The 22,530-nt window shown below is 73.3% G+C and carries 16 protein-coding genes and 1 pseudogene; 14 read left to right on the plus strand and 3 right to left on the minus strand.

Going from position 1 to position 22,530, the window contains the following annotated elements; all coding sequences use genetic code 11:
• Nucleotides 1–35: 35 nt before the first annotated feature.
• The 14 genes from OG730_RS33590 (at nt 36) to OG730_RS33655 (ending at nt 15,981) form a co-directional block, all read left to right on the plus strand.
• Nucleotides 36–1,520 (plus strand): aldehyde dehydrogenase family protein, encoded by a 1,485-nt coding sequence (locus OG730_RS33590; protein WP_327307750.1) that lies wholly within the window; start codon nt 36–38, stop codon nt 1,518–1,520.
• A 72-nt stretch (nt 1,521–1,592) separates the two neighbouring features.
• Nucleotides 1,593–2,207, plus strand: coding sequence for an NADPH-dependent F420 reductase (locus OG730_RS33595; RefSeq protein ID WP_327307751.1), 615 nt, complete (start codon nt 1,593–1,595; stop codon nt 2,205–2,207).
• Nucleotides 2,192–2,731, plus strand: a complete 540-nt coding sequence (locus OG730_RS33600; protein ID WP_327307752.1) for a (2Fe-2S)-binding protein — start codon at nt 2,192–2,194, stop codon at nt 2,729–2,731. The genes OG730_RS33595 and OG730_RS33600 overlap by 16 nt, the downstream gene beginning before the upstream one ends.
• Before the next feature lie 5 nt (nt 2,732–2,736).
• The gene (locus OG730_RS33605) at nt 2,737–5,163 is read left to right on the plus strand and encodes a xanthine dehydrogenase family protein molybdopterin-binding subunit (RefSeq protein ID WP_327307753.1); all 2,427 of its coding nucleotides are present in this window, start codon (nt 2,737–2,739) and stop codon (nt 5,161–5,163) included.
• Nucleotides 5,160–5,987: an FAD binding domain-containing protein gene (locus OG730_RS33610; protein WP_327307754.1), complete on the plus strand. Its 828-nt coding sequence runs from the start codon at nt 5,160–5,162 to the stop codon at nt 5,985–5,987. Before OG730_RS33605 ends, OG730_RS33610 begins: the two co-directional genes overlap by 4 nt.
• A gap of 35 nt (nt 5,988–6,022) precedes the next feature.
• On the plus strand, nt 6,023–7,357 hold the full coding sequence (locus OG730_RS33615) for an MFS transporter (RefSeq protein ID WP_327307755.1): 1,335 nt from the start codon (nt 6,023–6,025) through the stop codon (nt 7,355–7,357).
• Nucleotides 7,354–8,901 (plus strand): ATP-binding protein, encoded by a 1,548-nt coding sequence (locus tag OG730_RS33620; RefSeq protein WP_327307756.1) that lies wholly within the window; start codon nt 7,354–7,356, stop codon nt 8,899–8,901. Before OG730_RS33615 ends, OG730_RS33620 begins: the two co-directional genes overlap by 4 nt.
• A gap of 12 nt (nt 8,902–8,913) precedes the next feature.
• Nucleotides 8,914–9,255: a nuclear transport factor 2 family protein gene (locus tag OG730_RS33625; RefSeq protein ID WP_243334431.1), complete on the plus strand. Its 342-nt coding sequence runs from the start codon at nt 8,914–8,916 to the stop codon at nt 9,253–9,255.
• Nucleotides 9,256–9,356: 101 nt separating this feature from the next.
• On the plus strand, nt 9,357–10,004 hold the full coding sequence (locus tag OG730_RS33630) for a TMEM175 family protein (RefSeq protein ID WP_327307757.1): 648 nt from the start codon (nt 9,357–9,359) through the stop codon (nt 10,002–10,004).
• Nucleotides 10,005–10,076: 72 nt separating this feature from the next.
• On the plus strand, nt 10,077–11,402 hold the full coding sequence (locus OG730_RS33635; protein ID WP_327307758.1) for an IS701 family transposase: 1,326 nt from the start codon (nt 10,077–10,079) through the stop codon (nt 11,400–11,402).
• A complete protein-coding gene (locus tag OG730_RS33640; protein ID WP_327307759.1) occupies nt 11,402–12,604 on the plus strand; it encodes an XdhC family protein in 1,203 nt (400 codons plus the stop codon). The genes OG730_RS33635 and OG730_RS33640 overlap by 1 nt, the downstream gene beginning before the upstream one ends.
• Nucleotides 12,605–12,740: 136 nt before the next feature.
• The gene (locus OG730_RS33645) at nt 12,741–14,183 is read left to right on the plus strand and encodes a GuaB1 family IMP dehydrogenase-related protein (RefSeq protein WP_327307760.1); all 1,443 of its coding nucleotides are present in this window, start codon (nt 12,741–12,743) and stop codon (nt 14,181–14,183) included.
• A gap of 151 nt (nt 14,184–14,334) precedes the next feature.
• Nucleotides 14,335–15,132: a VOC family protein gene (locus OG730_RS33650; protein WP_327307761.1), complete on the plus strand. Its 798-nt coding sequence runs from the start codon at nt 14,335–14,337 to the stop codon at nt 15,130–15,132.
• A gap of 279 nt (nt 15,133–15,411) precedes the next feature.
• On the plus strand, nt 15,412–15,981 hold the full coding sequence (locus OG730_RS33655) for a sigma-70 family RNA polymerase sigma factor (protein ID WP_442815105.1): 570 nt from the start codon (nt 15,412–15,414) through the stop codon (nt 15,979–15,981).
• A 36-nt stretch (nt 15,982–16,017) separates the two neighbouring features.
• Here OG730_RS33655 and OG730_RS33660 read toward each other — a convergent pair.
• From OG730_RS33660 to OG730_RS33670, 3 genes and pseudogenes are all read right to left on the minus strand, one after another.
• Nucleotides 16,018–19,155 (minus strand): annotated as a pseudogene (locus OG730_RS33660) (AAA family ATPase); the annotation flags it as partial.
• A 56-nt stretch (nt 19,156–19,211) separates the two neighbouring features.
• A complete protein-coding gene (locus OG730_RS33665) occupies nt 19,212–20,447 on the minus strand; it encodes a histidine kinase (RefSeq protein WP_327307762.1) in 1,236 nt (411 codons plus the stop codon).
• A 166-nt stretch (nt 20,448–20,613) separates the two neighbouring features.
• On the minus strand, nt 20,614–22,419 hold the full coding sequence (locus OG730_RS33670; RefSeq protein WP_327307763.1) for a sodium/solute symporter: 1,806 nt from the start codon (nt 22,417–22,419) through the stop codon (nt 20,614–20,616).
• Nucleotides 22,420–22,530: the final 111 nt, after the last annotated feature.

Consider the following 22,530-nt stretch of genomic DNA (forward strand, 5'->3'; position numbering starts at 1 on the left):
CCCCTCGCACCCGAAACCGGAAGGCGGCGACAGCCATGACCCAGCGCGCGCTCAGCGACCAGCCCTTGGCCAACCCCGGGAAACTGTTCATCGGCGGCACCTGGGTCGAGGCCCGGGACGGCCGCACCGAACCGGACATCAGCCCCGTGGACGGCCAGGAGATCGTGCCGGTGGCCCAGGCCGCCGCCGCCGACGCGGACGCGGCGGTGGCCGCCGCCCGCACGGCGTACGAGGAAGGTCCCTGGAGCAGACTGTCCGCCCAGGAACGCGCGCTGCGGCTGAACCGGGTCGGGGAGCTCATCGAGCGCGACCTGGAGGAGATCGCCCTGCTGGAGACGGTGGACATGGGCAAGCCGTTCGCCTTCTCCTCCACGGTCGACGCCCCCATGGCCGCCCAGCTCATGCACTACTACGCCGGCGCCGTGACCCGGGTGGACGGCTCCTCCCGGGCCCCGGCCGGCGGGCAGCTCGCGTACACCCTGCGCGAACCGCTGGGCGTGGTCTGCGCCATCACCCCCTTCAACTTCCCGCTGCTCCTGTCGATGACGAAGATCGCCCCGGCGCTCGCGGCCGGGAACACCGTGGTCCACAAGCCCTCGCCCGCCACCCCGCTCACCGCCCTGAAGATCGCCGAGCTGTTCCAGGAGGCGGAGATTCCGGACGGAGTGCTGAACGTCATCACCGGTCCGGGCGTGGAACTGGGCGAGACCCTCACCGGCCACCCCGGCATCGACAAGATCGCCTTCACCGGGTCCACCTCCGTGGGCCAGTCGATCATCCGCAAGGCGGCCGGCACCCTGAAGAAGGTGACGATGGAGCTCGGCGGCAAGTCCGCCAACATCGTCTTCGCCGACGCCGACCTCGACGCCGCCGAGGAACTCGCCTTCTTCGGCATCTACTACAACAAGGGCGAGATCTGCACCGCCGGCTCCCGGCTGCTGCTGCACCGCCCGATCCACGACGAGATGGTCGAACGGTTCGTGGCCCGCGCGGCCGCCCTGCTGCCCGGAGACCCGCGCGACCCGGCCACCCTCTTCGGGCCGCTCGCCCACCGCGGCCAGTTCGACAAGGTCAGCTCGTACATCGAGGTCGGCGAGAAGGAAGGCGCGGTCCTGCGCGTCGGCGGCACCGGCTGGACCCCCGAAGGGGCCTCCTCCGACGGCCTGTACTTCCTGCCGACCATCTTCACCGGCGTCGACAACTCCATGCGGATCGCCCAGGAGGAGATCTTCGGACCCGTCCTGTCGATCATCCCCTTCGACACCGAGGAGGACGCCGTGCGCATCGCCAACGACAGCGCGTACGGCCTCGCCGCCGGGGTCCACACCAAGGACCTGCGGCGCGCCCACCGGGTCGCCTCGCAGATCAAGGCCGGCACGGTCTGGGTCAATTGCTACAACCAGTACGACCCCTCCGTGCCCTACGGCGGCTACAAGGCCTCCGGCTACGGGCGCGAGTGCGGCCCCGAGTCGCTGGAGAGCTACACCCAGACCAAGTCGGTCTGGATCGGAATGGACTGACATCCGGCACGGCGCCCCCGGCGCGGCCCCGGCCGGCACCCCGCTCGCACCGCGACCACCTGAGGAGCCCCCATGCGGATCGGCATCATCGGAACGGGCCGGATCGGATCGACCCTGGCCAGGATCCTCGTGGCGGCGGACCATCAGGTCGTGCTCGCCAACGCCCGGGGCCCGCGGAGCCTCGCGGACCTGCTGGCCGAACTGGGCCCCGCGGCCTCGGCGGCGCACCCCGCCGAGGTCGCGGACCGGTCCGAAGTCCTCGTCCTGATGGTGCCGTTCGACAGCGTCCAGGGGCTGCTGCCCCAGGAAGCCGTACGGGACACCGTGCTGGTGGACGCCACCAACGCCTTCGACGGCCCGGGCAACGCTCGCAACCTCGGCGGCAGGGGATCCAGCGAGTTCGTCGCCGAATGGTATCCGGGGACCCGGATCGTGAAATCCCTGAACACCATGCATTTCGAGACGCTCGCCGTCGCCGGCACCGCGCCGGGCCCGCGTCTGGCCCATTTCACGGCGGGCGACGACGGGAAAGCCAAAGAAATAGTCGCGGGAATCATCACGGATCTCGGATTCGCTCCCGTGGACACCGGCCCGCTGCACTCCGGAGGAATTCTCCAGCAGCCCGGCGGGCCCCTCTTCAACCGGCCGCTCACGGAAGCGCAGGCGCTGGCATGGACCTCTCACTGAACGTCAACGGAAGACCCGAGCAGTTCTCGGCGCAGCCGAACGAACTGCTCGTGGAACGGCTCCGGGACGGCCTCGGGCTGACCGGCACCAAGGTCGGCTGCGACACCGGCCAGTGCGGAACCTGCGTCGTCCGGCTCGACGGCCGCTCCGTCAAGAGCTGCCTGATCCTCACCGCGGCGGCCGCCGGCTCCGCGGTGACCACCATCGAGGGGGTCACCACCCCCGGCGGTGAACTCACCGGCCTCCAGGAGGCCCTGCGCGAGGAACACGGCACCCAGTGCGGCTTCTGCACCCCCGGGATGGTCATGGCCCTGGGTGAGCTCGTGGAGAACACCGAGCACCGCGAGCCGCCCACCGAGCCCGAGATCCGCGAATGGCTCACCGGCAACCTGTGCCGCTGCACGGGCTACCACAGCGTCGTACGGGGAGTGCAGCGCGCCTGCTCCGCGGCCCGCGCGCAGGTGCCCGTGGAGCAGGGCACCGCGCAGCCGGCCACCGCCGCCGCGTCCGGACAGGAGGGGTGAGGGAGATGACCGCAGTCACGGGGGAGACCCCGCTCCAGGCGCCGATCCAGGGCAACGGCCTGCTCGGACAGCCGCTGGACAGCCGCGAGGACCCGCAGCTCCTGCGCGGAGAAGCCACGTACGTCGGGGACATCGACCTGCCGGGCACCGCCCACATGGCGATCCTCGGCAGCCCCGTGGCCCACGCGAAGGTCCTCTCCATCGACACCAAGGCCGCCGAGCAGCTGCCGGGCGTACTGAAGGTGGCCACCGCGGCCGACTTCACCGACGTCATGCCGCTGCCCTGCATCTGGATACCCGGCGGGGTCGAGAGCCACTTCCCGCCCCACCCCTACGGGCTTCCCGGCTCCCGCCCGGTGCTCTCCGGCGACACCGTGCGCCACGTCGGCGACCCCGTCGCCGTGGTCGTCGCCGAGACCCCGCGCCAGGCCGCCGCCGCGCTCGCGGCCATCTCCGTCGAGTACGAGCCGCTGCCCGTGGTGACCCGCGCCGACGAGGCCCTCGCCGAAGGCGCCCCCCAGCTCCACGAGGCCGTCCCCGGCAACCTGAACGCGTACTGGACCTGCGGCGACAAGGACCGCACCGACGCGGCCATCGCCGCGGCCGAGGTCACCGTCGAGCTGGACCTCGTCAACCAGCGGACGATCAACAGCCCCATCGAGCCGCGCGGCGCGGTCGGCGACTACAACACCGCCACCGGCGAGTACACGCTGTACGCCTCCACCCAGGGCCCGCACAACCACCGCTTCCTGCTCTCCGCGCTGGTCCTCGGCATCCCCTTCAACAAGCTCCGGGTCGTCGCCCCGACCGTCGGCGGCAGCTTCGGCACCAAGGGATACCTGTACCCCGACATGCCGCTGGTCCTGCTGCTCTCCAAGGCGCTCGGCCGGCCCGTGAAATGGGTCGACACCCGCACCGGGCTGATGAACTCCACCGTCCAGGGCCGCGACCACCGCCAGCACGTCACCCTGGCCGGCACCCGCGACGGCCGGATCACGGCCGTGCGCTGCACCAGCTACGCCAACCTCGGGGCCTACCCCTCGACCATCGGCCCCGGTGTCGCCACCGCCCTGATGGGCCGTTCCATCAGCGGCATGTACGACATCGACGCCGCCTTCTGCGAGGTCTACGCCGCCTTCACCAACACCGTCTCGCTCGGCGCCCAGCGCGGCAGCGGGCGGGCCGAGGCCGCGTTCCTGATGGAGCGGCTCGTGGACCGCTACGCCTCCGAGATCGGCATGGACCCGGCGGCGGTGCGCCGCCGGAACCTGGTGCCGAAAGAGAAGTTCCCGTACGACAACGGCCTCGGCTGGACCTACGACTCGGGCGACTACCAGCTCAACTTCGACCGGGCCATCGAACTCTCGGGCTACGCCGACATGCCCGCCCGCAAGACCGAGGCCCGCACCCGCGGCAAGCGGCTCGGCGTCGGCATCGCCTCCTACGTGGCGATCTGCGGGGTCGGCCCCTCCACCCGGATGTCCAAGGAGGGCATGCTCGGCGGCACGTGGGAGAGCGCGAACATCCGCGTCCACCCCACCGGCGAGGTCACCGTCACCGTGGGCTCCGCCTCCACCGGCCAGAGCCACGGCACCGTCTTCGCGCAGGTCGCCGCCGACGAGCTCGGCATCGACCCGGCGACGGTCAATGTGTACGAGGGGGACACCCTCAAGGCCCCGTACGGGCAGGGCACTTACGGTTCGCGCTCCTACAGCATGGCCGCGCCGGCCATCGCCCTCACGGCCCGGAAGATCAAGAGCAAGCTGGTCAAGGCCGGCGCCGTCTTCCTCGGCGTCCCCGAGGACAAGGTCGTCTACGCGGACGGCAAGGTCTTCGAAGAGGGGCACGAAGACGACCCCGAGAAGAGCAAGACCTTCGCCGAGCTGGCCATGGCCATGTGGTACGGCTGGGGACTGCCGCCCGAGATCGAGCCCGCACTCGACGAGACCACCCACTTCGACCCGCCGGACTTCAACTACCCCTTCGGGACGCACGTGGCGGTCGTCGAGATCGACGAACTGACCGGCGAGACCGAGGTGGTGGCCTACACCGCCGTCGACGACGCCGGGAACATCGGCAACCCGAAGATCGTGCTCGGCCAGATCGAGGGCAGCATCCTGCACGGCCTCGGCCAGGCCCTCATGGAGCACGCCGAGTACGACCCGGACGGGCGGCTCGTCAGCCGGGACCTGAACCACTACGCCCTGCCGCGCGCCATCGACGCGCCCTTCTTCACCCTCGACAAGACCACCACGCCCTCCCCGCACAACCCGCTGGGAGCCAAGGGCGCGGGCGAGATCGCCACCGTGCCGCCCGCCGCGGCCGTCGTCAACGCCGTCGTCGACGCCCTGTCCGACCTGGGCGTCCAGCACATCGACATGCCCGTCACCCCCGAGAAGGTCTGGCGCCGCCTGAGAGGGGAATCCCAGTGATCCTCGCCGACTTCGACTACGTACGCCCCGTCGGCCTCGACGAGGCGCTGACCCTGCTGGCCGGCCGTCCCGGCGCCCGGGTGCTGGCCGGCGGGCAGAGCCTGCTGCCCGGCCTGCGCACGGGGGAGGAGCGGGCCTCCCTGCTCGTCGACCTGCGCCGGCTGGAAGAGCTCCGGGGGGTCGAGCCGGTGCCCGGGGGGCTGCGGATCGGTGCGCTGACCACCCTGGCCGAGCTGGCCACGGACCCCCTGGTCCTGGCCGGGGCGCCGGAGATCGCCGCCGCGGCCCGTGCCAACGGCGACCCCCAGGTCCGCAACCTCGGCACCGCCGGGGGCAACCTCGCCGCCACCGGCCGGGCCACCGACCTGCCCGTCGCCGCCATCGCCGCCGGCGCCACGGCCGAACTGGCCGGTCCCGGCGGGGTGTCGACGCTCACCGCCGAGGAGCTGGCCGCCTCCGGGGTCCCGGCGGGCACCGTCATCACCGCCCTGCTCGTCCCCGTGGTGGCCGGCGGCGGCGCCGCCTTCGAGAAGACCGCCGACCGGGCGACCCGCTACCCGGTCTGCGCCGCCGCCGTACGGATCACCCCCGACGGGCCGCGGATCGCGGTCACCGGGGCCACCGTCCGCGCGGTGCGGCTGCGCGGGGTCGAGGAACGGATCGGGGAGGGCCCGTACAGCACGCAGAACGTGCTGGCGGCCTTCCGCGCCGAGCCCCGGGAGCTGTTCGTCCCGGGTCGCGGCACTTCGGCCGAGTACCTCGGCCACCTCGCGGGCGTACTCACCGCCCGCGCGCTCACGAGGGCCGTGCAGGCACCCGCCTGACCGCCCACGACGGGGGAGTTGAAGCAGTGGAACCGTTGCCCACGACAGCACGGACCGCGCCGTCCGCGACCACCACGGGGGTCACCTTGCGTCCAGCCGCCGGCTCCGCAGGCGCACCGGGAGGCTCCGGCTTCTGGGTGGTGGGCGCGGTCCTCGTCCTGCTGATGCTCTCCTCCTCCGTCCCCTCGGCCCTCTACGTGCTCTACCAGCAGGAGTGGGGCCTGTCCTCCGGCATGATCACGGTGGTCTTCGCCCTGTACGCCGTCACCGTGCTCGCCGGACTCCTGCTGTTCGGCTCGCTGTCCGACACCCTCGGCCGGCGGCCCGTGCTCGCCGCGGGGCTGGTCCTCGCGATCGTGGCCATGGGCCTGTTCGCCGCGGCCCAGGGGCTCGGGCTGCTGCTCGCCGCCCGCGCCGTACAGGGGCTGGCGGTGGGCCTGGCCACGGGGGCCATGGGCGCCGCCCTGCTGGAACTGGCCCCGCGGTCCAAGCCGGCGCTCGGCGCCCAGGTCAACAGCGCCGGCCCGACGGTGGGCATCGGCCTCGGCGGCATCGGGGCCGGGCTGCTGGTGCAGTACGCGCCCGCGCCGACCGTCCTGACCTACGTGCTGCTCGTGGGGGCCTTCGCCGGCTGCCTGATCGGCGTGGCCCGGATGGCGGAGAGCGCGCCGGGGCGGGCGGCGGGTGGGGCGGCCGGGGCTGCCGGGGTGGCTGGGGCTGCCGGGGTGGCTGGGGCGGCTGGGGGCCGCTTCAAGCTGGCCCCGCACCGGATCCACATCCCCGCCGCCGTGCGCGGCCGCTTCGCCGTGCTGATCCTGACCATCGTGGCCGTCTGGTCGGTCGGCGGGTTCTACCTCTCGCTCGGCCCGCACCTGGCCCTGTCCCTGCTCGAGAGCACCAACTACCTCGTCGGCGGCGCCACCGTGGCCCTCCTCGCCGGAGCCGCCACCGCCGCCCAGCTCCTGCTCGGCCGCACCGAGGCCCTGCGCACCGCCGTCCTCGGCCTGCTCGGGCTGCTGGGCGGGCTGGCCCTGGTGCTCCTCGCGCTCGGGCTCGGCTCGGCCCCCGTGTTCCTCGTGGCCACCGCCGTCCTCGGAGCCGGCTGGGGCGCCGCCTTCCTCGGCTCCTTCCGCGCCCTGAGCGCACTGGCCGAGCCGGCCCACCGGGGCGAACTGACCGCGGCCGTCTACGTGTTCGCCTACCTCGCGATGAGCGTGCCGGCGGTGCTGGCCGGACTGCTCACCAACATCCACGGACTGCACCGCACCTCGGTCGGCTTCATGGCCACCGTCGCCGCGGTGTGCGCCCTGGCCCTGCTGGCCACCCTGCGGCTGGCGGCCCGGAACAGGACGGAAGGGAGCACCGCATGACCGGTTCCCCGGGCACCGCCGCCCTGCGCACCGCACTGCGCGGGCTGGAGATCTTCGAGGGCCTCACCGAGGAGCAGCTGGACTGGCTGGTCTCCGTCTCCGAACCGAGGGTGCTCGCCGACGGCGAGGTCCTGTTCCGGGACGGGGAGGAGGCCACGGGCTTCCACGTCCTGCTCTCCGGGGGCCTCGTGGTCACCAAGGTCGTCGACGGCCGCGAGGAGGTCCTGACTCGGCACTCCACCGAGGAGGAGAGCGCGGCCGCCGAGGACCACGACGGCAAACCCTCGGCCGCACACCGGTTCACCGGCGAACTCCCCCTGCTGACGGACGGGGCGTACGTGGCCACGGCCGCCGCGAGCGGGCCGGCCACCACCGTGGTGGCGTACGCGAAGCCGGTCTTCTTCGAGATGCTGACCCGTTGCCACGGGGTGGCCGCCGTACTGATCCCCGTACTGGCCTGGCGCATCAAGTCCTCCGAGGTCCAGGCCCGCAAACGGGCCACCGTCGAAGCGCTGGGGACCCTGGCGGCCGGCCTCGCGCACGAGCTGAACAATCCCGCCGCCGCCGTGGCCCGGGCCGCGCAGGAACTGGCGCCCGCCCTGGACCAGCTGACCCGCACCGCCCAGGCCTGGGGCGCGGCCGCCACGGCGGCCGAGCGCTCCGTGTTCGACCAGCTCGCCGACGAGCTGGACAAGGTGGCGCCGCCGGAGGTCACCGATCCGCTGGCCCAGGCGGACGCCGAGGAGGAGATCGCCGACTGGGCCGAGGAGGCGGGCGCGGAGCGGGCCGGGCTGCTGGGCTCGGGGGTCTCCGACCTCGGACTGAAGCTGGGCGGGCTGCTGGAGCGGCTGGAGGGGGTCGGCGAGCGCGCCCTGCCGGCGGCGCTGGACCATCTGGCGGCCCTGCTGGAGATCCGCTCGCTCGCCGCCGAGCTGCGGGCGGCCGGTCCGCGGATCTCCCAACTCGTTTCGGCGACCCGGGATTACGCCAATCTCGACCGGGCCCCCGAGCAGCGCTTCGCGGTGACCGAAGGGCTGGAGAACACGCTGGTCGTGCTGCGTGCCAAGCTCGCGGGGATCGGGATCGTGCGCTCGTACGACCCGGACCTGCCCGAACTGACGGGCTATCCGAGCGAGCTGAACCAGGTGTGGACCAACCTGGTCGACAATGCCGCGGCGGCCATGGAGGGCTCCGGAACCCTCACCCTGCGGGCACGGGTCGAAGGCGTCTGCATGGTGGTGGAGATCGCCGACACCGGCTCGGGCATCCCCGCGCAATCCCTGCCGAGGATCTTCGAACCCTTCTACACGACCAAGGACGTGGGCAAGGGCACGGGCCTCGGCCTCCACCTCAGCTACCGCATCGTGACCCAGCGCCACCACGGTTCGATCACGGCCCGCTCGCGGCCGGGGGAGACCCGGATGACGGTGCGGCTGCCGCTGTCCGGCACCGATCCGTCCTGCGCGGTGCCGGCCGTGGCCCACGAGCCCACCGGTTCCACCGAATCCACGGATTCCACCGCTCCATCCCCATCGAAGAGTTGAAAGGGAGTCGACATGCCCAAGTACGACATCTCCACGCTGCACCCGGTGTTCGTCCGGCAGATGGACGCGCTCGCCGCGCTGGACATCGAGGCGGTCATGAAGAACTACACCGACGACGCGGTGCTGTTGCGCTTCGAGGGTGTCTCCGTCGGCATCGACGCGGTGCGCGAGACCTTCACCGGGTACCTGACGGTGAAGCCCACCCTCGTGGAGCTCCAGGAGTACGTCGAGACCGACGACACGATCTTCTACCGGGCGATCATGAACCTGAACGGGGAACCGGAGCACGCGTTCGGGACGCTCGTTGTCCGGGATGGCCGGATCTGGCGGCAGACTGCCGGATTCGGCGGCTGATTGCGGAAATCTGGGTAGCGTGTGCGGGGAGGGTGGGGATGTGCACCCTCCCCGTATGTGCGACAGCCGTAGATATATGCAAGAAGCGTGAAGGGGAGGTCATGGAAACGGAAACCGGCCGGGTCGAGGCATTCAGCGATGGCGTATTCGCGGTCATCATCACGATCCTTGTCCTGGAATTGAAAGTTCCGGAAGAAACCGGCTCCGACTTCTGGCACGGAGTGCGCGAGCAGTGGCCGCACTACGCCGCCTATGTGGTGAGTTTCCTCATCATCGGCGTGATGTGGGTGAACCACCACACCATCTTCAGTCACATCAAGCGCGTGGACCGTCCTTTGCTGTTCCTGAACCTCCTGGTGCTGATGGTCGTCTCGGTGGTCCCGTACACGACCAACGTGCTCGCCGAACACCTCATGGAAGAAGGGGGATCGGCCAACGCGGCCGCCGTCCTCTACAGCCTTCTCACCGTGGCCTACGCCCTGGCCTTCCTGGCCTTCTGGTGGTACGTCACCCGCGTCGGACACCTTTTCCACGACCAGGTGGACAAGGACGGCGCACGAGCCACCAGGGTCCGCTTCGGTCTGGGTGCCATCGCCTACCCGTGCACCGTCGTGCTGGCCTTCTTCTCGGCTCCGCTCACTCTCGTCGCACACTTCCTGATCGCGCTCTACTATGCGGCGAACCAGATCCCCATCCCCCTCGTGGTAGAGGAAGAGCGGCTCGAAACTGCGAGCGACCTCAGGAAGTAGCCGCCGGGACCTACGGCCGTTCTGTGCGGTCAAGTAGGGTAATGGATCTAGCTGGTCGCGGGGGAGGCCCAGATGGCTCGCGTAGTCCTGCCGGAGGAATCCACGAAGGAAATCTCCGAATTGATCGACGTTCTGATCTCGCTCTTCTTCGAGTCGTTACCCCGGCGGGACCAGCGAAACTGGGCCCGCGTATATCTGAACGGCCTGGTACAGACGAACGGCAAGAAAACAATTCGTAACATCGCCGGAACCGGGGCCAGTTCCGTCGAGCAGAGCCTTCAGCAGTTCATCAGCAAATCCCCCTGGGACTGGACCCCGGTCCGCCGCTCCCTCGCCCAGCACCTGGAACGCACCGCGCAGCGCCCGCTGGCCTGGGTGGTGCAGCCCATGGTCATCGAGAAGGCCGGCGACCGGTCGGTGGGAGTGGGGCGGCAGTTCGTCCCCCAGCTGGGACGCACCGCCAACTGTCAGCAGGCCAGCGGGATCTGGCTCACTTCCAGCGATGCGGGCTTCCCCGTCGAATGGACCCTCACCCTCCCCGGGCCCTGGACGGCGGAACTCCTGCGGCGCCGGCGGGCCGGCATCCCCGACACGGCCCGCTCGCTCACTCCGGCCCAGGACGCGGTCCACGCCGTCCAGCGGATGGCCTCCACCTGGCAACTCCAGCGCCGGCCCGTGGTGATGGAAGTCTCCAACACCGAACTGCCGCAGTGCGTCGAATCGTTCGCGATGCAGGACATCCCCTTCGTATTCAAAGTGGACGGCACCCTGCCCGTCTCCTTCGGCGGGGCCGGCCGGCACAAACCCGGGCCGCACACCGCGCCGGCCCGGGAGCTCATCGACTCCCTGCGCTCCCAGCGCCGGGTCGTCGAATGGACCCGGCACGGCCGCGCCGAGGGAGCGGTCACCCTGCTCACCTCGGCCGCCATCTTCGCCACCCCCGGTGAGGACCGCCTCGTACCGGCGCCGCCCACCCCGCTGCTGCTCGTCGGGGCCTGGACGGAGGCCGCCCTGCTGCCCACGGAGTTCTGGATCACCAACATCGGGGACCGGCCGCTCGCGCAGCTGTTCCTCCTCGCCAAACTCACGGACCGGGTCGCGCTCGACTTCACCGAGGTCTGCGAGCCCGCCGGAATCCGGGACTTCGAGGGCCGCTCCTTCCGGGGCTGGCACCACCACGCCACCCTCGCCAGCGTCGCCCACGCCGCGATGCTGCTGGGCGCGCGCGGCCGGGGCCCCCACCCGTCACAGCCCGACGCGTACCCCGGCCCGGTCCGGACCGCCCCCACCCGCGCGGTCGCCGCCGTCCACGCCGCCGGACACGCCGCCGGACCTCCCGCGCTGCCGCCGAGACCGGTCATCCCCGGGCAGAGCCCGCGCCGCGAGTACATCCGCTGATGCTCGACATCGCCGAAGAGCTACGCGCGTGGTGCGCCGCCGGACGGGACTTCGCCGTGGCCACGGTGGTGGCCGTCAGCGGCAGCGCGCCGCGCGGTCCGGGCGCCTCGCTGGCCGTCGACACCGGGGGCACCGCCCTCGGCTCCCTCTCCGGGGGCTGTGTGGAATCGGCGGTGCACGAACTGTGCCTGGAGGCGATCGCCTCCGGGCACAGCAGCGTGCACCGCTTCGGATACAGCGACGACGACGCCTTCGCGGTCGGGCTGACCTGCGGGGGAGTCCTCGACGTCCTGATCACCCCGGTGCGCCGGCACGACCCCGTGCGCCCCGTCATCGGCGCCGTGCTCGACGCTGCCTGCGGCGGGGCCCGCTCCGCGCTGGGCCGGGTGGTCTGCGGGCCGCCGGAACAGCTGGGCCGGGCCATCGCCGTGCACGCCGACGGTTCCTACGAGGGCCGGCTCGGCGGGGGCGCCGAGCTGGACCGGGCCGCCGCCGGGCGGGTCCGGGACTGGCTCGCGGCCGGCCGGACCGGCACCGCCGAGCTGGGCACGGCGGGCGGGCTCTGCGGGCAGCCCCTGACCCTCCTGGTCGAATCGGCCGCGGAGCCGCCCCGGCTGCTCGTCTACGGGGCCATCGACTTCGCCGCCGCCCTCACCCGCGTCGGCGCCTTCCTGGGCTACCGGGTCACGGTGTGCGACGCCCGGCCCGTCTTCGTCACGGCCGCCCGGTTCCCCGACGCCGACGAGGTGGTCGTGGACTGGCCGCACCGGCACCTGGCCGCGGAGTGGGAGGGCGGCCGCCTGGATTCCCGTACGACCGTGTGCGTACTGACCCACGACGCCAAGTTCGACGTCCCGCTGCTCACGCTCGCGCTCGGCCTGCCGCTCGGGTACGTCGGAGCCATGGGCTCGCGCCGCACCCACGAGGACCGGGCCCGACGGCTGCGGGCCGAGGGGGTGGCGCCGGCCGCGCTGGCCCGGCTGCGCTCGCCGATCGGACTGGACCTCGGCGGGGGAACCCCCGAGGAGACCGCGCTCGCCATCGCCGCCGAGTTCACCGCCGTGCGGTACGGGGGAACGATTCTTCCGCTGGCCCGGAGCCAGGGCCCGGTCCACGGCCCCGCCCAGGACCCCGTCCTCCACGGCCCCGCCCACGGCCGGGCCGTCCCGCCACCGCCCGTACGGAGGGCGAAGGTCCCGTAGGAAGCGACCATCCGGCCCCAAATGTCCTGGACGATCGGCCGGGGCGGTGTGAACTCCAGGTCGTGTGAGAATGAAGTACGTGCGTTCCTCGACTGCCCTGTCGGGGTCACCTCCGAACGACTGGGATGTTCAGCACGTGCGTTTTCTCAATGACCTGAAGCCGCCGTACGACCTGACGTACGACGACGTATTCATGGTGCCGAGCCGCTCCGCGGTCGGTTCCCGGCAGGGCGTCGACCTTTCCGCGCCTGACGGCACCGGCACCACCATTCCGCTGGTCGTGGCCAACATGACCGCCATCGCCGGCCGCCGGATGGCCGAGACGGTCGCCCGCCGCGGCGGCATCGTCGTCATCCCGCAGGACATCCCGATCGACGTCGTCACCGACGTGATCTCCTGGGTGAAGACCCGCCACCTCGTGCTCGACACCCCGATCACGCTGGCCCCCACCCAGACCGTCGCCGACGCGCTGTCCCTGCTGCCCAAGCGCGCGCACGGCGCCGGCGTCGTCGTCGACGCGGACGGCCGCCCGGTGGGCGTCGTCACCGACCACGACCTGACCGGCGTGGACCGCTTCACCCAGCTCTCCGAGGTCATGTCGAAGGAGCTCCTGCTCATCGACGCCGACATCGACCCCCGCGAGGCCTTCACCAAGCTCGACGCCGGCCACCGCAAGCTGGCCCCGGCCGTCGACAAGGACGGCAGGCTCGTCGGCATCCTCACCCGCAAGGCCGCGCTGCGCGCGACCCTGTACACCCCCGCCACCGACGCCAACGGCAAGCTGCGCATCGCCGCCGCCGTCGGCATCAACGGGGACTTCGTGTCGAAGGCCAAGCAGCTGCTCGACGCGGGCGTCGACACGCTCGTCATCGACACCGCGCACGGCCACCAGGAATCGATGATCAGCGCGATCAAGGCCGTCCGCGCCCTTGACCCGCAGGTCCCGATCGTGGCCGGCAACATCGTCGCCGCCGAGGGCGTCAAGGACCTGATCGACGCCGGCGCCGACATCATCAAGGTCGGTGTGGGCCCCGGCGCCATGTGCACCACCCGCATGATGACCGGTGTGGGCCGCCCGCAGTTCTCCGCGGTGCTGGAGTGCGCGGCCGAGGCGAAGAAGCACGGCAAGCACGTCTGGGCCGACGGCGGCGTCCGTCACCCGCGCGACGTGGCGATGGCGCTGGCCGCCGGTGCGTCGAACGTCATGATCGGCTCCTGGTTCGCCGGTACGTACGAGTCCCCGGGCGACCTGCAGCAGTCGGCCGACGGCCGCCTGTACAAGGAGTCCTTCGGCATGGCCTCCGCGCGCGCGGTCCAGAACCGCACCTCGGAGGAGTCCTCCTACGACCGCGCCCGCAAGGGTCTCTTCGAGGAGGGCATCTCCACCTCGCGGATGTTCCTGGACCCGGCCCGCCCGGGCGTCGAGGACCTGATCGACTCGATCATCGCGGGCGTCCGCTCCTCCTGCACCTACGCCGGTGCGGCCTCCCTCGCGGAGTTCGAGGAGAAGGCCGTCGTCGGCATCCAGTCCGCGGCGGGCTACGCCGAGGGCAAGCCGCTGCACGCCAGCTGGAGCTAGTCGCTCGACACACCACCGCGCCGGGGCCCCCGTGGGAGCCCCGGCGCAGTGCTGTCCGCTGCCCGTGCCGCCCGTCCTCCCGTGGACCGACGGGCGGGGGCGGGTGCCGGATGCCACGCTGGTCGTACCCGATCCGCGAAAGGCAGTCGTCATGATCACCACTGACTTCGTCCCCGGCTCCCCCTGCTGGCTCGACCTCGGCGTACCCGACGTCCCCGCGGCCGCGGCCTTCTACGGAGCCGTCCTCGGGTGGGACTACGAGTCCATGGGCGCGGGGGAGGACATGGAAGGCGGCATGTTCCAGAAGGACGGGAAGACCGTCGCCGGCCTGGGCAAGCTCACCGAGGAAGGCGCCCGCCCCGCCTGGATGATCTACTACAGCGTCCCCGACGCCGAGGCCACGACCCGCGCCGTCCGCGAGGCCGGCGGCACCGTCCGGGTCGAGCCGAGGAAGCTCGACGCGTGGGGCACGATGGCGCAGTTCAGCGACCCGCTGGGCGGCCAGTTCGCCGTCTGGCAGCCGGGCGACAACAAGGGCGTCGACCTCGTGGACCAGCCGGGATCGCTGTCCTGGACCGAGCTGTACACGAGCGACGCCGCAGCCGCCCGGACCTTCTACGGGGCCGTCTTCGGCTGGCAGTTCAGCGATATGCAGATGCCGGGCGGCGAGGGCACGTACACCCTGATCACCCCCGCCGGGCACTCCGAGGGGAGCATGCAGGGCGGGCTCATGGAACTCTCCGCGGAGGACCTCGCGGTGGCGGGCGGCCGGCCGTACTGGCACCCGGTCTTCCACGTCACCGACTGTGACGCGGCGGTCGCCGAGGTCACCGGGCACGGGGGCAGCGTGCAGATGGGTCCCGCCGACGCCGAGGGCGTCGGCCGCCTCGCCGTCTGCCTCGACCCGTCGAACGCCGACTTCGTGGTGCTGACCCCGTCCCGGGACTGAACCCCCGCTCCGCAGCCCTTCCCACCCTCACCGCGGCCCCGCCGCCGTCCGTCCGGACGGTGAGCGGGGCCGTTCGCGTACCGCCCCGCCCGCCGCCGCACCCCGGGGACGACCGTTCACCGACGGGGGACGACCGGTGGGCGCAGGGTGCGGCGGGATACGTCAGGCGGCGGATAACTCCACGCGCGCGGTCCGGCACGCTCGGTGCATCCCCACCCGCATGCCAGCTGTATTCGACCCGCATCCCGACGCGCATCCCCGACCCGGAAGGGGTAGCCCATGTCGCCCATGTTCGCGACCGCCGGCATCATCACGGTCCCCCGCCGCCGCACCGACGCGTACGCCCTCGCCCGGCTGGAGCGGGAGCACGGCAAGGCCCTCCACGGCTTCCTCCTCGGGCTCACGTTCGGTGACCGCCATCGGGCCGAGGACCTCGTCCAGGAGACCCTCTTCCGCGCCTGGAAGAACCCGGAAGCCCTGGAGACCGGCGCCCACGCCTCCATGCGGCCCTGGCTGTACACCGTCGCCCGGCGCGTGGCCATCGACGCCCGCCGGGCCCGCCTGTCGCGCCCCGCCGAGGTCGGGCCCGACGGGCTGGAGCAGTCGCCCGCCGACGAGGACCGCACCGAGCGGTCCGTCGCCGTCCTCGACGTCCGCGACGCCCTGCGCTCACTCAGCCCCGATCACCGGGCCGTCCTCCTCCAGATCTACTTCCGCGGGGCCAGCGTCTGCGAGGCCGCCGAGGCGCTCGGAGTACCCGCCGGGACGGTCAAGTCCCGTACGTACTACGCCCTGCGGGCCCTGCGCGCCCTCCTGCCCGGCTACGATGACGGCCACTTCCGCCCGTGAGCGGACCTCCAGCTTCGCCAGGATGTGCGAGACGTGGGTCTGGACGGTCCGGCGGGACAGGAAGAGCGCCGAGGCGATCTCCGGGTTCGTCCGGCCCCGCGCGACCAGCAGCGCCACCTTCAGCTCCGCCGGAGTCAGCGCCTCCCACCCCCGCGCCGGCCGCCGCCGGGCCGCCCGGCTGCCCCGCCGCACCCCCAGGCTCCGCAGCCGCGCGTCGGCCCGCGCGATGTCCCACCGGGCGCCCAGGAGTTCGTACGAGGCCACGGCCCCGGTCAGCGCCGACCGCGCGCCCGGCAGGTCCCCGTGCCAGGCCCGGGCCACCGCCAGGTCCTCCAGGGTCTGGCCCGCCACCAGCCCGCCCCGCGCCAGCGCCGCCGTCCGCCCCAGCAACTCCGGGTCCTGCGCGAACAGCCCGCGGGAGCGCAGCAGCGCCAGCGCCGGACCCGGCTGCTCCGGCAGGGCCGCCGCCGTGCGGGCGCAGGCGGCCAGTGCCGACCGGGCCGTACCGGTGTCCCGGTCCTCCAGCGCGAGCCGGACGGCCTCCGACAGCGCCCAGGGACGGTCGAAGGCCACCGCCTCGTCCACGCCGTCCTCCAACGCGGGCAGCAGCGCCTCCAGCGCCGCGCGGGGGCTCCCGTCGCGCTCCGCCAGCAGGGCGCGGGCCAGCAGCACGTGCGCGGTGTGCCGGCGGGCCGCGGGCGGCTCGTACGCGTCCGGGCCGAGCGCGGCCAACTCCGCCCGGGCGGCCTCCTGTTCGCCCCGGTGACCCAGGATCAAGGCGCGCAGCCCGCGGGTCAGCACCGGGAGCCAGACGTCCGAGACGGGCATGCGCCGCGCCCGGGCGAGGCCGGCCAGTGCGGCGTCCCAGTCGCCGAGCCGGTAGCGGAGATCGGCCAGCAGGGCCTCCGTCACCACGAGCCGGCCCGTCGAACCGGTCCGGGCCGCCAACTGCCGTGCCTCGCGCAGCGCCTCCGCGGCGGCGCGCGGCTCGCCGAACCGCAGATGGCCCTCGGCCTGGTTGGCGAGCAGCAGCAGCCGCATGTCGTTGGCGGCCGGGCTGCGGCGGGCGTGCGCGATCCCGGCCGCGACGTGACGCAGCGACTCCCGGCCCCGGTTCAGGTGGAACAGCGCGAAGGACATGGCGTGTTCGACCTCCGCCCCGCACACCGGATCACCCAGCACCCGAGCCCGGTCGACCAGCGGCCCGGCGAGCGCGTACGCCTCCTCGGGCCGGCGCAGATCGGCCAAGGCCAACACCCGACACGCCTCCAGCCGCAACCGCATGCTCACACCGGGGGCGGCCTGGACGGGTGCGGCTTCGGCGGGTGCGGTCTGGGTGGGTGCCGCTTCGGCCCGTACCGCCCCGGCCCGTGCCGCCCCGGCGGGTGCCTCCCCGGAGGGTGCCTCCCCGGAGGGTGCGGCCTTGGCCCGTATCGCCTCGGCCCATACCGGCCTGGGGGCTGTGGCCGCGGCCGATCCCTCCCCGGCCGGTATCGATCCGGCCTGGTCAGCCTCGGCCGGTATCGACCCGGCCAGTGCCTCCTCGGCCGGTATCGACTCGGCCTGGGCCGCCTCGGCCAGGGCCTCCTCGGTGACCTCCAGGGAGCGGGCCATGTCTCCCTGGATCATCAGCGCCGACACCAGCTTGAAGGCGAGCGCGGCCCGTCGCTCGGGATCCCGCGACCGTTCCCGCAGGGTGCCGAGCAGCTCCACGGACTCGGGCCGTCGCAGCATGAGCGCGGCATCGGCGAGCCCGTCCTCCAGGGCCTCGTGGAACCGGTCCGCGTCCTGGTTCCGGGGCGGTCCCGCAACCTGCGCCGGGGTCCGCCTCAGGGCCTGGTCCGTGTCCTGTTCCGGTGTCCGTCCCGCGGTCTGGCCCGCGGCCTGGCCGGGGTGCTGCCCGGGGCCCTGTTCCGTGCTCTGTTCCACGGCCCGGGCCAGCAGGGCCGCCGCCGCTTCGGGGGCCACCGCGATCAGGGCCTGCGCCGACTCGGCCGTCCAGCGCACCGCCCAGGGGTCCAGTTCCCCGCCGGCCAGCAGCTGTCCCGCGGTCCGGGCGGGATCGAGCCCCGCCTCGGCGAAGGCCCGCGCGGCGTCCTGGTGGAGGGCGCTGCGGGCGGCCCGCGGCAGCTCCGCGTACAGGGCGAGGCGCACGGCCGGCTGCCGGAACCGCAGGGCGTCACCGCCGGACGGGAGCCCGGCGGGCAGGGTGCCCGGTTCCAGGACCCCGGTCAGGAGGGGGGCCTCCAGGTCCGCGAGCAGATCCCGGACCGGGAGGGTCCGTACGAGGGCCAGCTCGCGCGCCGTGAAGGCCGGTCCGAGCAGGGCGGCCTGCCGGAGCGTGGCCACGGCCGCCGCGGGGAGCCGGGACAGTTCCCGCGTCGCCGCCTCCGGCGGTGGCGGCAAGTCCTGCACCGAAAGGGTGAGTTCGGCGCGGTCGCCATGGACTTCGATGATGCCGGACCAGTGCGCGAGCAGCTCCCGCAGCAGCCGGGGATTGCCGCCCGCGTGCCCGGCGGCCTCCCGCAGCCGGGGGCCGGGGGCCGCGCCCAGTACCTCCCGCACCAGCGCCGCCGATTCCGCCCCGGTCAGCGGCTCCAGCCGCAGCGTGCGCCCGCCCGGCCGGCCGCCCAGGGAAGCGCTCAGCTCCTCCACCTCGGGCCGCCGGGGCAGCCGCCGCCGGGCCGTCAGGAGCAGCAGCGGCAGCCGCTGCGCGGCCCGCGCGAGGTGGCGCCACAGCAGCAGCGAGGCCGGATCCGCCCACTGGAGGTCGTCCAGGGCCAGCAGCAGCGGCCGCCGTGCGCACCACTCCTCCACGTCGGCGGCCAGCAGGTCCACCGCCGCCAGCAGCGCACCGCCGGGCTCGGCCGACCGGGCGGCCTCCCGGAGCAGGGCCAGGACCCGCGCCCGCCCGGGGCCGGCCGGGTGCAGGCAGTCCAGCGCCGCGCGCAGCGGAAGCCCGGTGCCCAGGGACTCGGCGGCCCCGTACCGGACCCGGCAGCCGAGCGCGGCCGCGTCCGATAGCGCCTCGCGCAGGAAGGAGGTGCGGCCCGCGCCCGGCTCCCCCTCCACGAGCAGGCAGGCTCCGCCGCCCGCCTCGCCGATGGCTCCCCGCACCCATGCCCGTAACGCCGTACGGCACTCGTCGCGGTGCTGTTCTCGCCCGACCCGCACGTCGGCGATCCCTCCGGTCGTTCGCGCCCCCTCCAGGATGGCAGGCCGCGGGCCGGTCAGCGCCGGGGAATTCGGCCAGATGGGGCCGAACTGTGCACCCCCGCACGGTATTTGGGAATGCGGACCGTTATCTTCATGCCCGCGCCCACGCCCGTCTCGATGACCAGCCCGTGGCCGTCCCCGTAGACCTGGCGCAGCCGCTCGTCCACATTGGGCAGCCCGATGCCGGAGGAGGAGCCCGGCTGCTCCCCGGCCAGGATCCGGCGCAGCAGGGACGGATCCATGCCGACGCCGTTGTCCTCGATGGTGATCAGCGCCTCCGCGCCCGCGTCCTGGGCCGCGATGGTGATCCGGCACTCCTCGGTGGAGTCCTCCAGCCCGTGCTTGACGGCGTTCTCCACCAGCGGCTGCAGGCACAGGAAGGGCAGCGCCACCGGCAGCACCTCGGGCGCCACCTGCAAGGTCAGCTTCAGCCGCTCCCCGAACCGGGCCCCGGCCAGCGCCAGGTACTGCTCGATGGACCGCAACTCCTCGGCCAGCGTGGTGAACTCCCCGTGCCGCCGGAAGGAGTAGCGGGTGAAGTCCGCGAACTCCAGCAGCAGGTCCCGGGCCCGCTCCGGATCGGTGCGTACGAACGAGGCGATCGCCGCCAGGGAGTTGAAGATGAAGTGCGGGGAGATCTGCGCGCGCAGCGCCTTGATCTCGGCCTCCATCAGCCGGGTCCGCGAACGGTCCAGCTCGGACAGCTCCAGCTGTACGGACACCCAGCGCGCGACCTCGGTGGCGGCCCGCACCAGCACCGCCGACTCCCTCGACCCGTAGGCCACCAACGCGCCCAGCATTCCGTCCTCGCCGGTCAGCGGGGCGACCACGGCCCACTTGAGGGGGCAGTCGGGCCGCTCGCACTCGGTGCGCACGCTCTGGCTGCGCCCGGAGTCGAGCATCACCGCGACCCGGGCCATCGCACGGCGCTCGTGGTGATCGGCGCCCGGGCCGTCCCAGGCGAGCACGTGCGCGCGGTCGGTGAGGCACAGGGCCTCGGTGCCGAGGAGGGAGCGCAGCCGCTTGGCGGCCTTGCGGGCGGCGTCCTCGGTGAGGCCGGCGCGCAGCGGGGGAGCGGCGAGGGAGGCGGTGTGCAGGGTGTGGAAGGTGGCCCGTTCGACCGGGGTGCCGAGGTCGAGGCCGAGGGCCCGCTCACCGCGCCGGGCCTGCCGGCGGCCGCCGATCCAGCCGAGCCCGAGCAGCAGCGCCCCGCCGGCCGCGCCGAGCACCGAGAGCAGTGCTCCGGTCATGGGGTGCCGCCCTTCGCCGAGAGCGGTGCTCCGGTCGGAGTGCACCGCGCTCGACCGTGAGCGGTGCTTCGGGTCGCGGCTCCGTCGTCTGCCGTGAGCTCCGCTCCGGCTGTGGAGCACCGAGCCGCGATCGGAGCACCGCTCTCGTCCCGGTGTGCTGCTCCGGTCACGGAGCACCGCCCTTTCCGTAGTGCGCGGCGGACCCGACCCGGCCCGCGGCCGTACCCGTCCCCCCGCCCCCGACTTCGCCGGCCGCGGGGGCCGACTCCGCCACGTCCTCCGGCAGATGCAGCCGTGCCAGCGTCGCCGCCGTGTTCGGCGGGATCCGCCCGCGCGTACCCAGCGACACCACCACCATCGTCAGGAAGCCCAGCGGGACCGACCACACCGCCGGCCACGCCAGCAGCGTGTTCGCCCACCCCGCCGGCGCCAGCCCGGCCCGTGTCGCCAGCACCGCGCCGAGCGCCGCGCCGCCCCCCGTCACCAGCCCGGCCACCGCCCCGGGCGGCGTCAGCCCGCGCCACCAGATCCCCAGCACCAGCAGCGGGCAGAACGAGGACGCCGACACCGCGAAGGCCAGCCCCACCGCGTCCGCCACCGGCACCTCCGTCACCGCCACGCTCCCGGCCAGCGGCACCAGGATCGCCACCAGCACCGCGACCCGGAAGCTCCGTACCCCGCGCGAAGGCAGCACGTCCTGGTGCAGCACTCCCGCCACCGCCATCGTCAGCCCCGAAGCCGTGGACAGGAACGCCGCGAACGCGCCCCCCGCCAGCAGGGCCCCCAGCAGTTCCCCGGCGAGCCCGCCCACCACCCGGGCCGGCAGCACCAGCACCACCGCGTCGCCCTCGCCCGTCAGGGCCAGCTCCGGGGCGTAGATCCGGCCCAGCGCCCCGTACACCGGCGGCAGCAGGTAGAAGGCGCCGACCAGGCCGAGCACCACCAGCGTGGTGCGCCGCGCGGCCCGGCCGTTCGGGCTCGTGTAGAAGCGCACCGCGACGTGCGGCAGCCCCATGGTCCCGAGGAAGGTGGCCAGGATCAGCCCGTACGTCGCGTACAGCCGCAGCTCGGGCCGGTCCCCGGACAGCGGCTCCGACCAGCTCGACACCCCGGGGCCCGACTCCGCCCGGCCCTGCGGCACCGCGGAGTCCGGGGCGAACTCCAGCCGCGCGTGCGCCCGTACGGAATGCTGCCCGGCGCCGAGGGTCACGGACTGCCCGGTGTACGCGCGCCCGTCCACTTGCCCGGTCACGGCCACCGTCAGCGGCGCGTCCAGGGACAGCCGCACGTCCTCGGCCAGCGTGACGGCGGTGTGCTCGCGGAACACCGCCGGGGCGTCGAAGGAGGCGCGCGGGGCGCCGTCCCCGGCCCAGGCCGCCAGCAGGAAGAAGGCGGGCACCAGCAGGGCGGTGAACTTCAGCCAGTACTGGAAGGCCTGCACGAAGGTGATGGACCGCATCCCGCCGGCCGCCACGGCCGCCGTCACCACACAGGCGACGACCACCCCGCCCACCCAGTGCGGGGCACCGGTCAGGATCTCCAGGGTCAGCCCCGCGCCCTGGAGTTGCGGCAACAGGTACAGCCAGCCGACGCCGAGCACGAACAGCACCGCGATCCGGCGCACCGCCTGCGATTCGAGCCGGGCTTCGGCGAAGTCGGGCAGCGTGTACGCGCCCGAGCGGCGCAGCGGCGCCGCGACCAGCACCAACAGCACCAGGTACCCGGCGGTGTAGCCCACCGGGTACCAGAGCATCTGCGGCCCCTGGAGCAGCACCAGCCCGGCCACGCCGAGGAAGGAGGCCGCCGAGAGGTACTCGCCGCCGATGGCCGCCGCGTTGAGGCGCGGGCCGACCGTGCGCGAAGCGACGTAGAAGTCCGAAGTGGTACGGGAGATCCGCAGGCCCAGCGCGCCGACCAGCACCGTGACCAGGACGACGACGGCGACCGCGGTCAGCGCGTACGTCTGGTTCACCGGCGGTCCTATCGCTGGGGCGCGGGCGCGCGGCGCGGCCCGGCGGCGGTGTCGGGTCCCGGCCGTCTGCCGGGGCTCCGGGAGTCTACGCACGCCCCCGGACCGGGCGAC

The organism is Streptomyces sp. NBC_01298, assembly GCF_035978755.1.
Classification (GTDB): domain Bacteria; phylum Actinomycetota; class Actinomycetes; order Streptomycetales; family Streptomycetaceae; genus Streptomyces.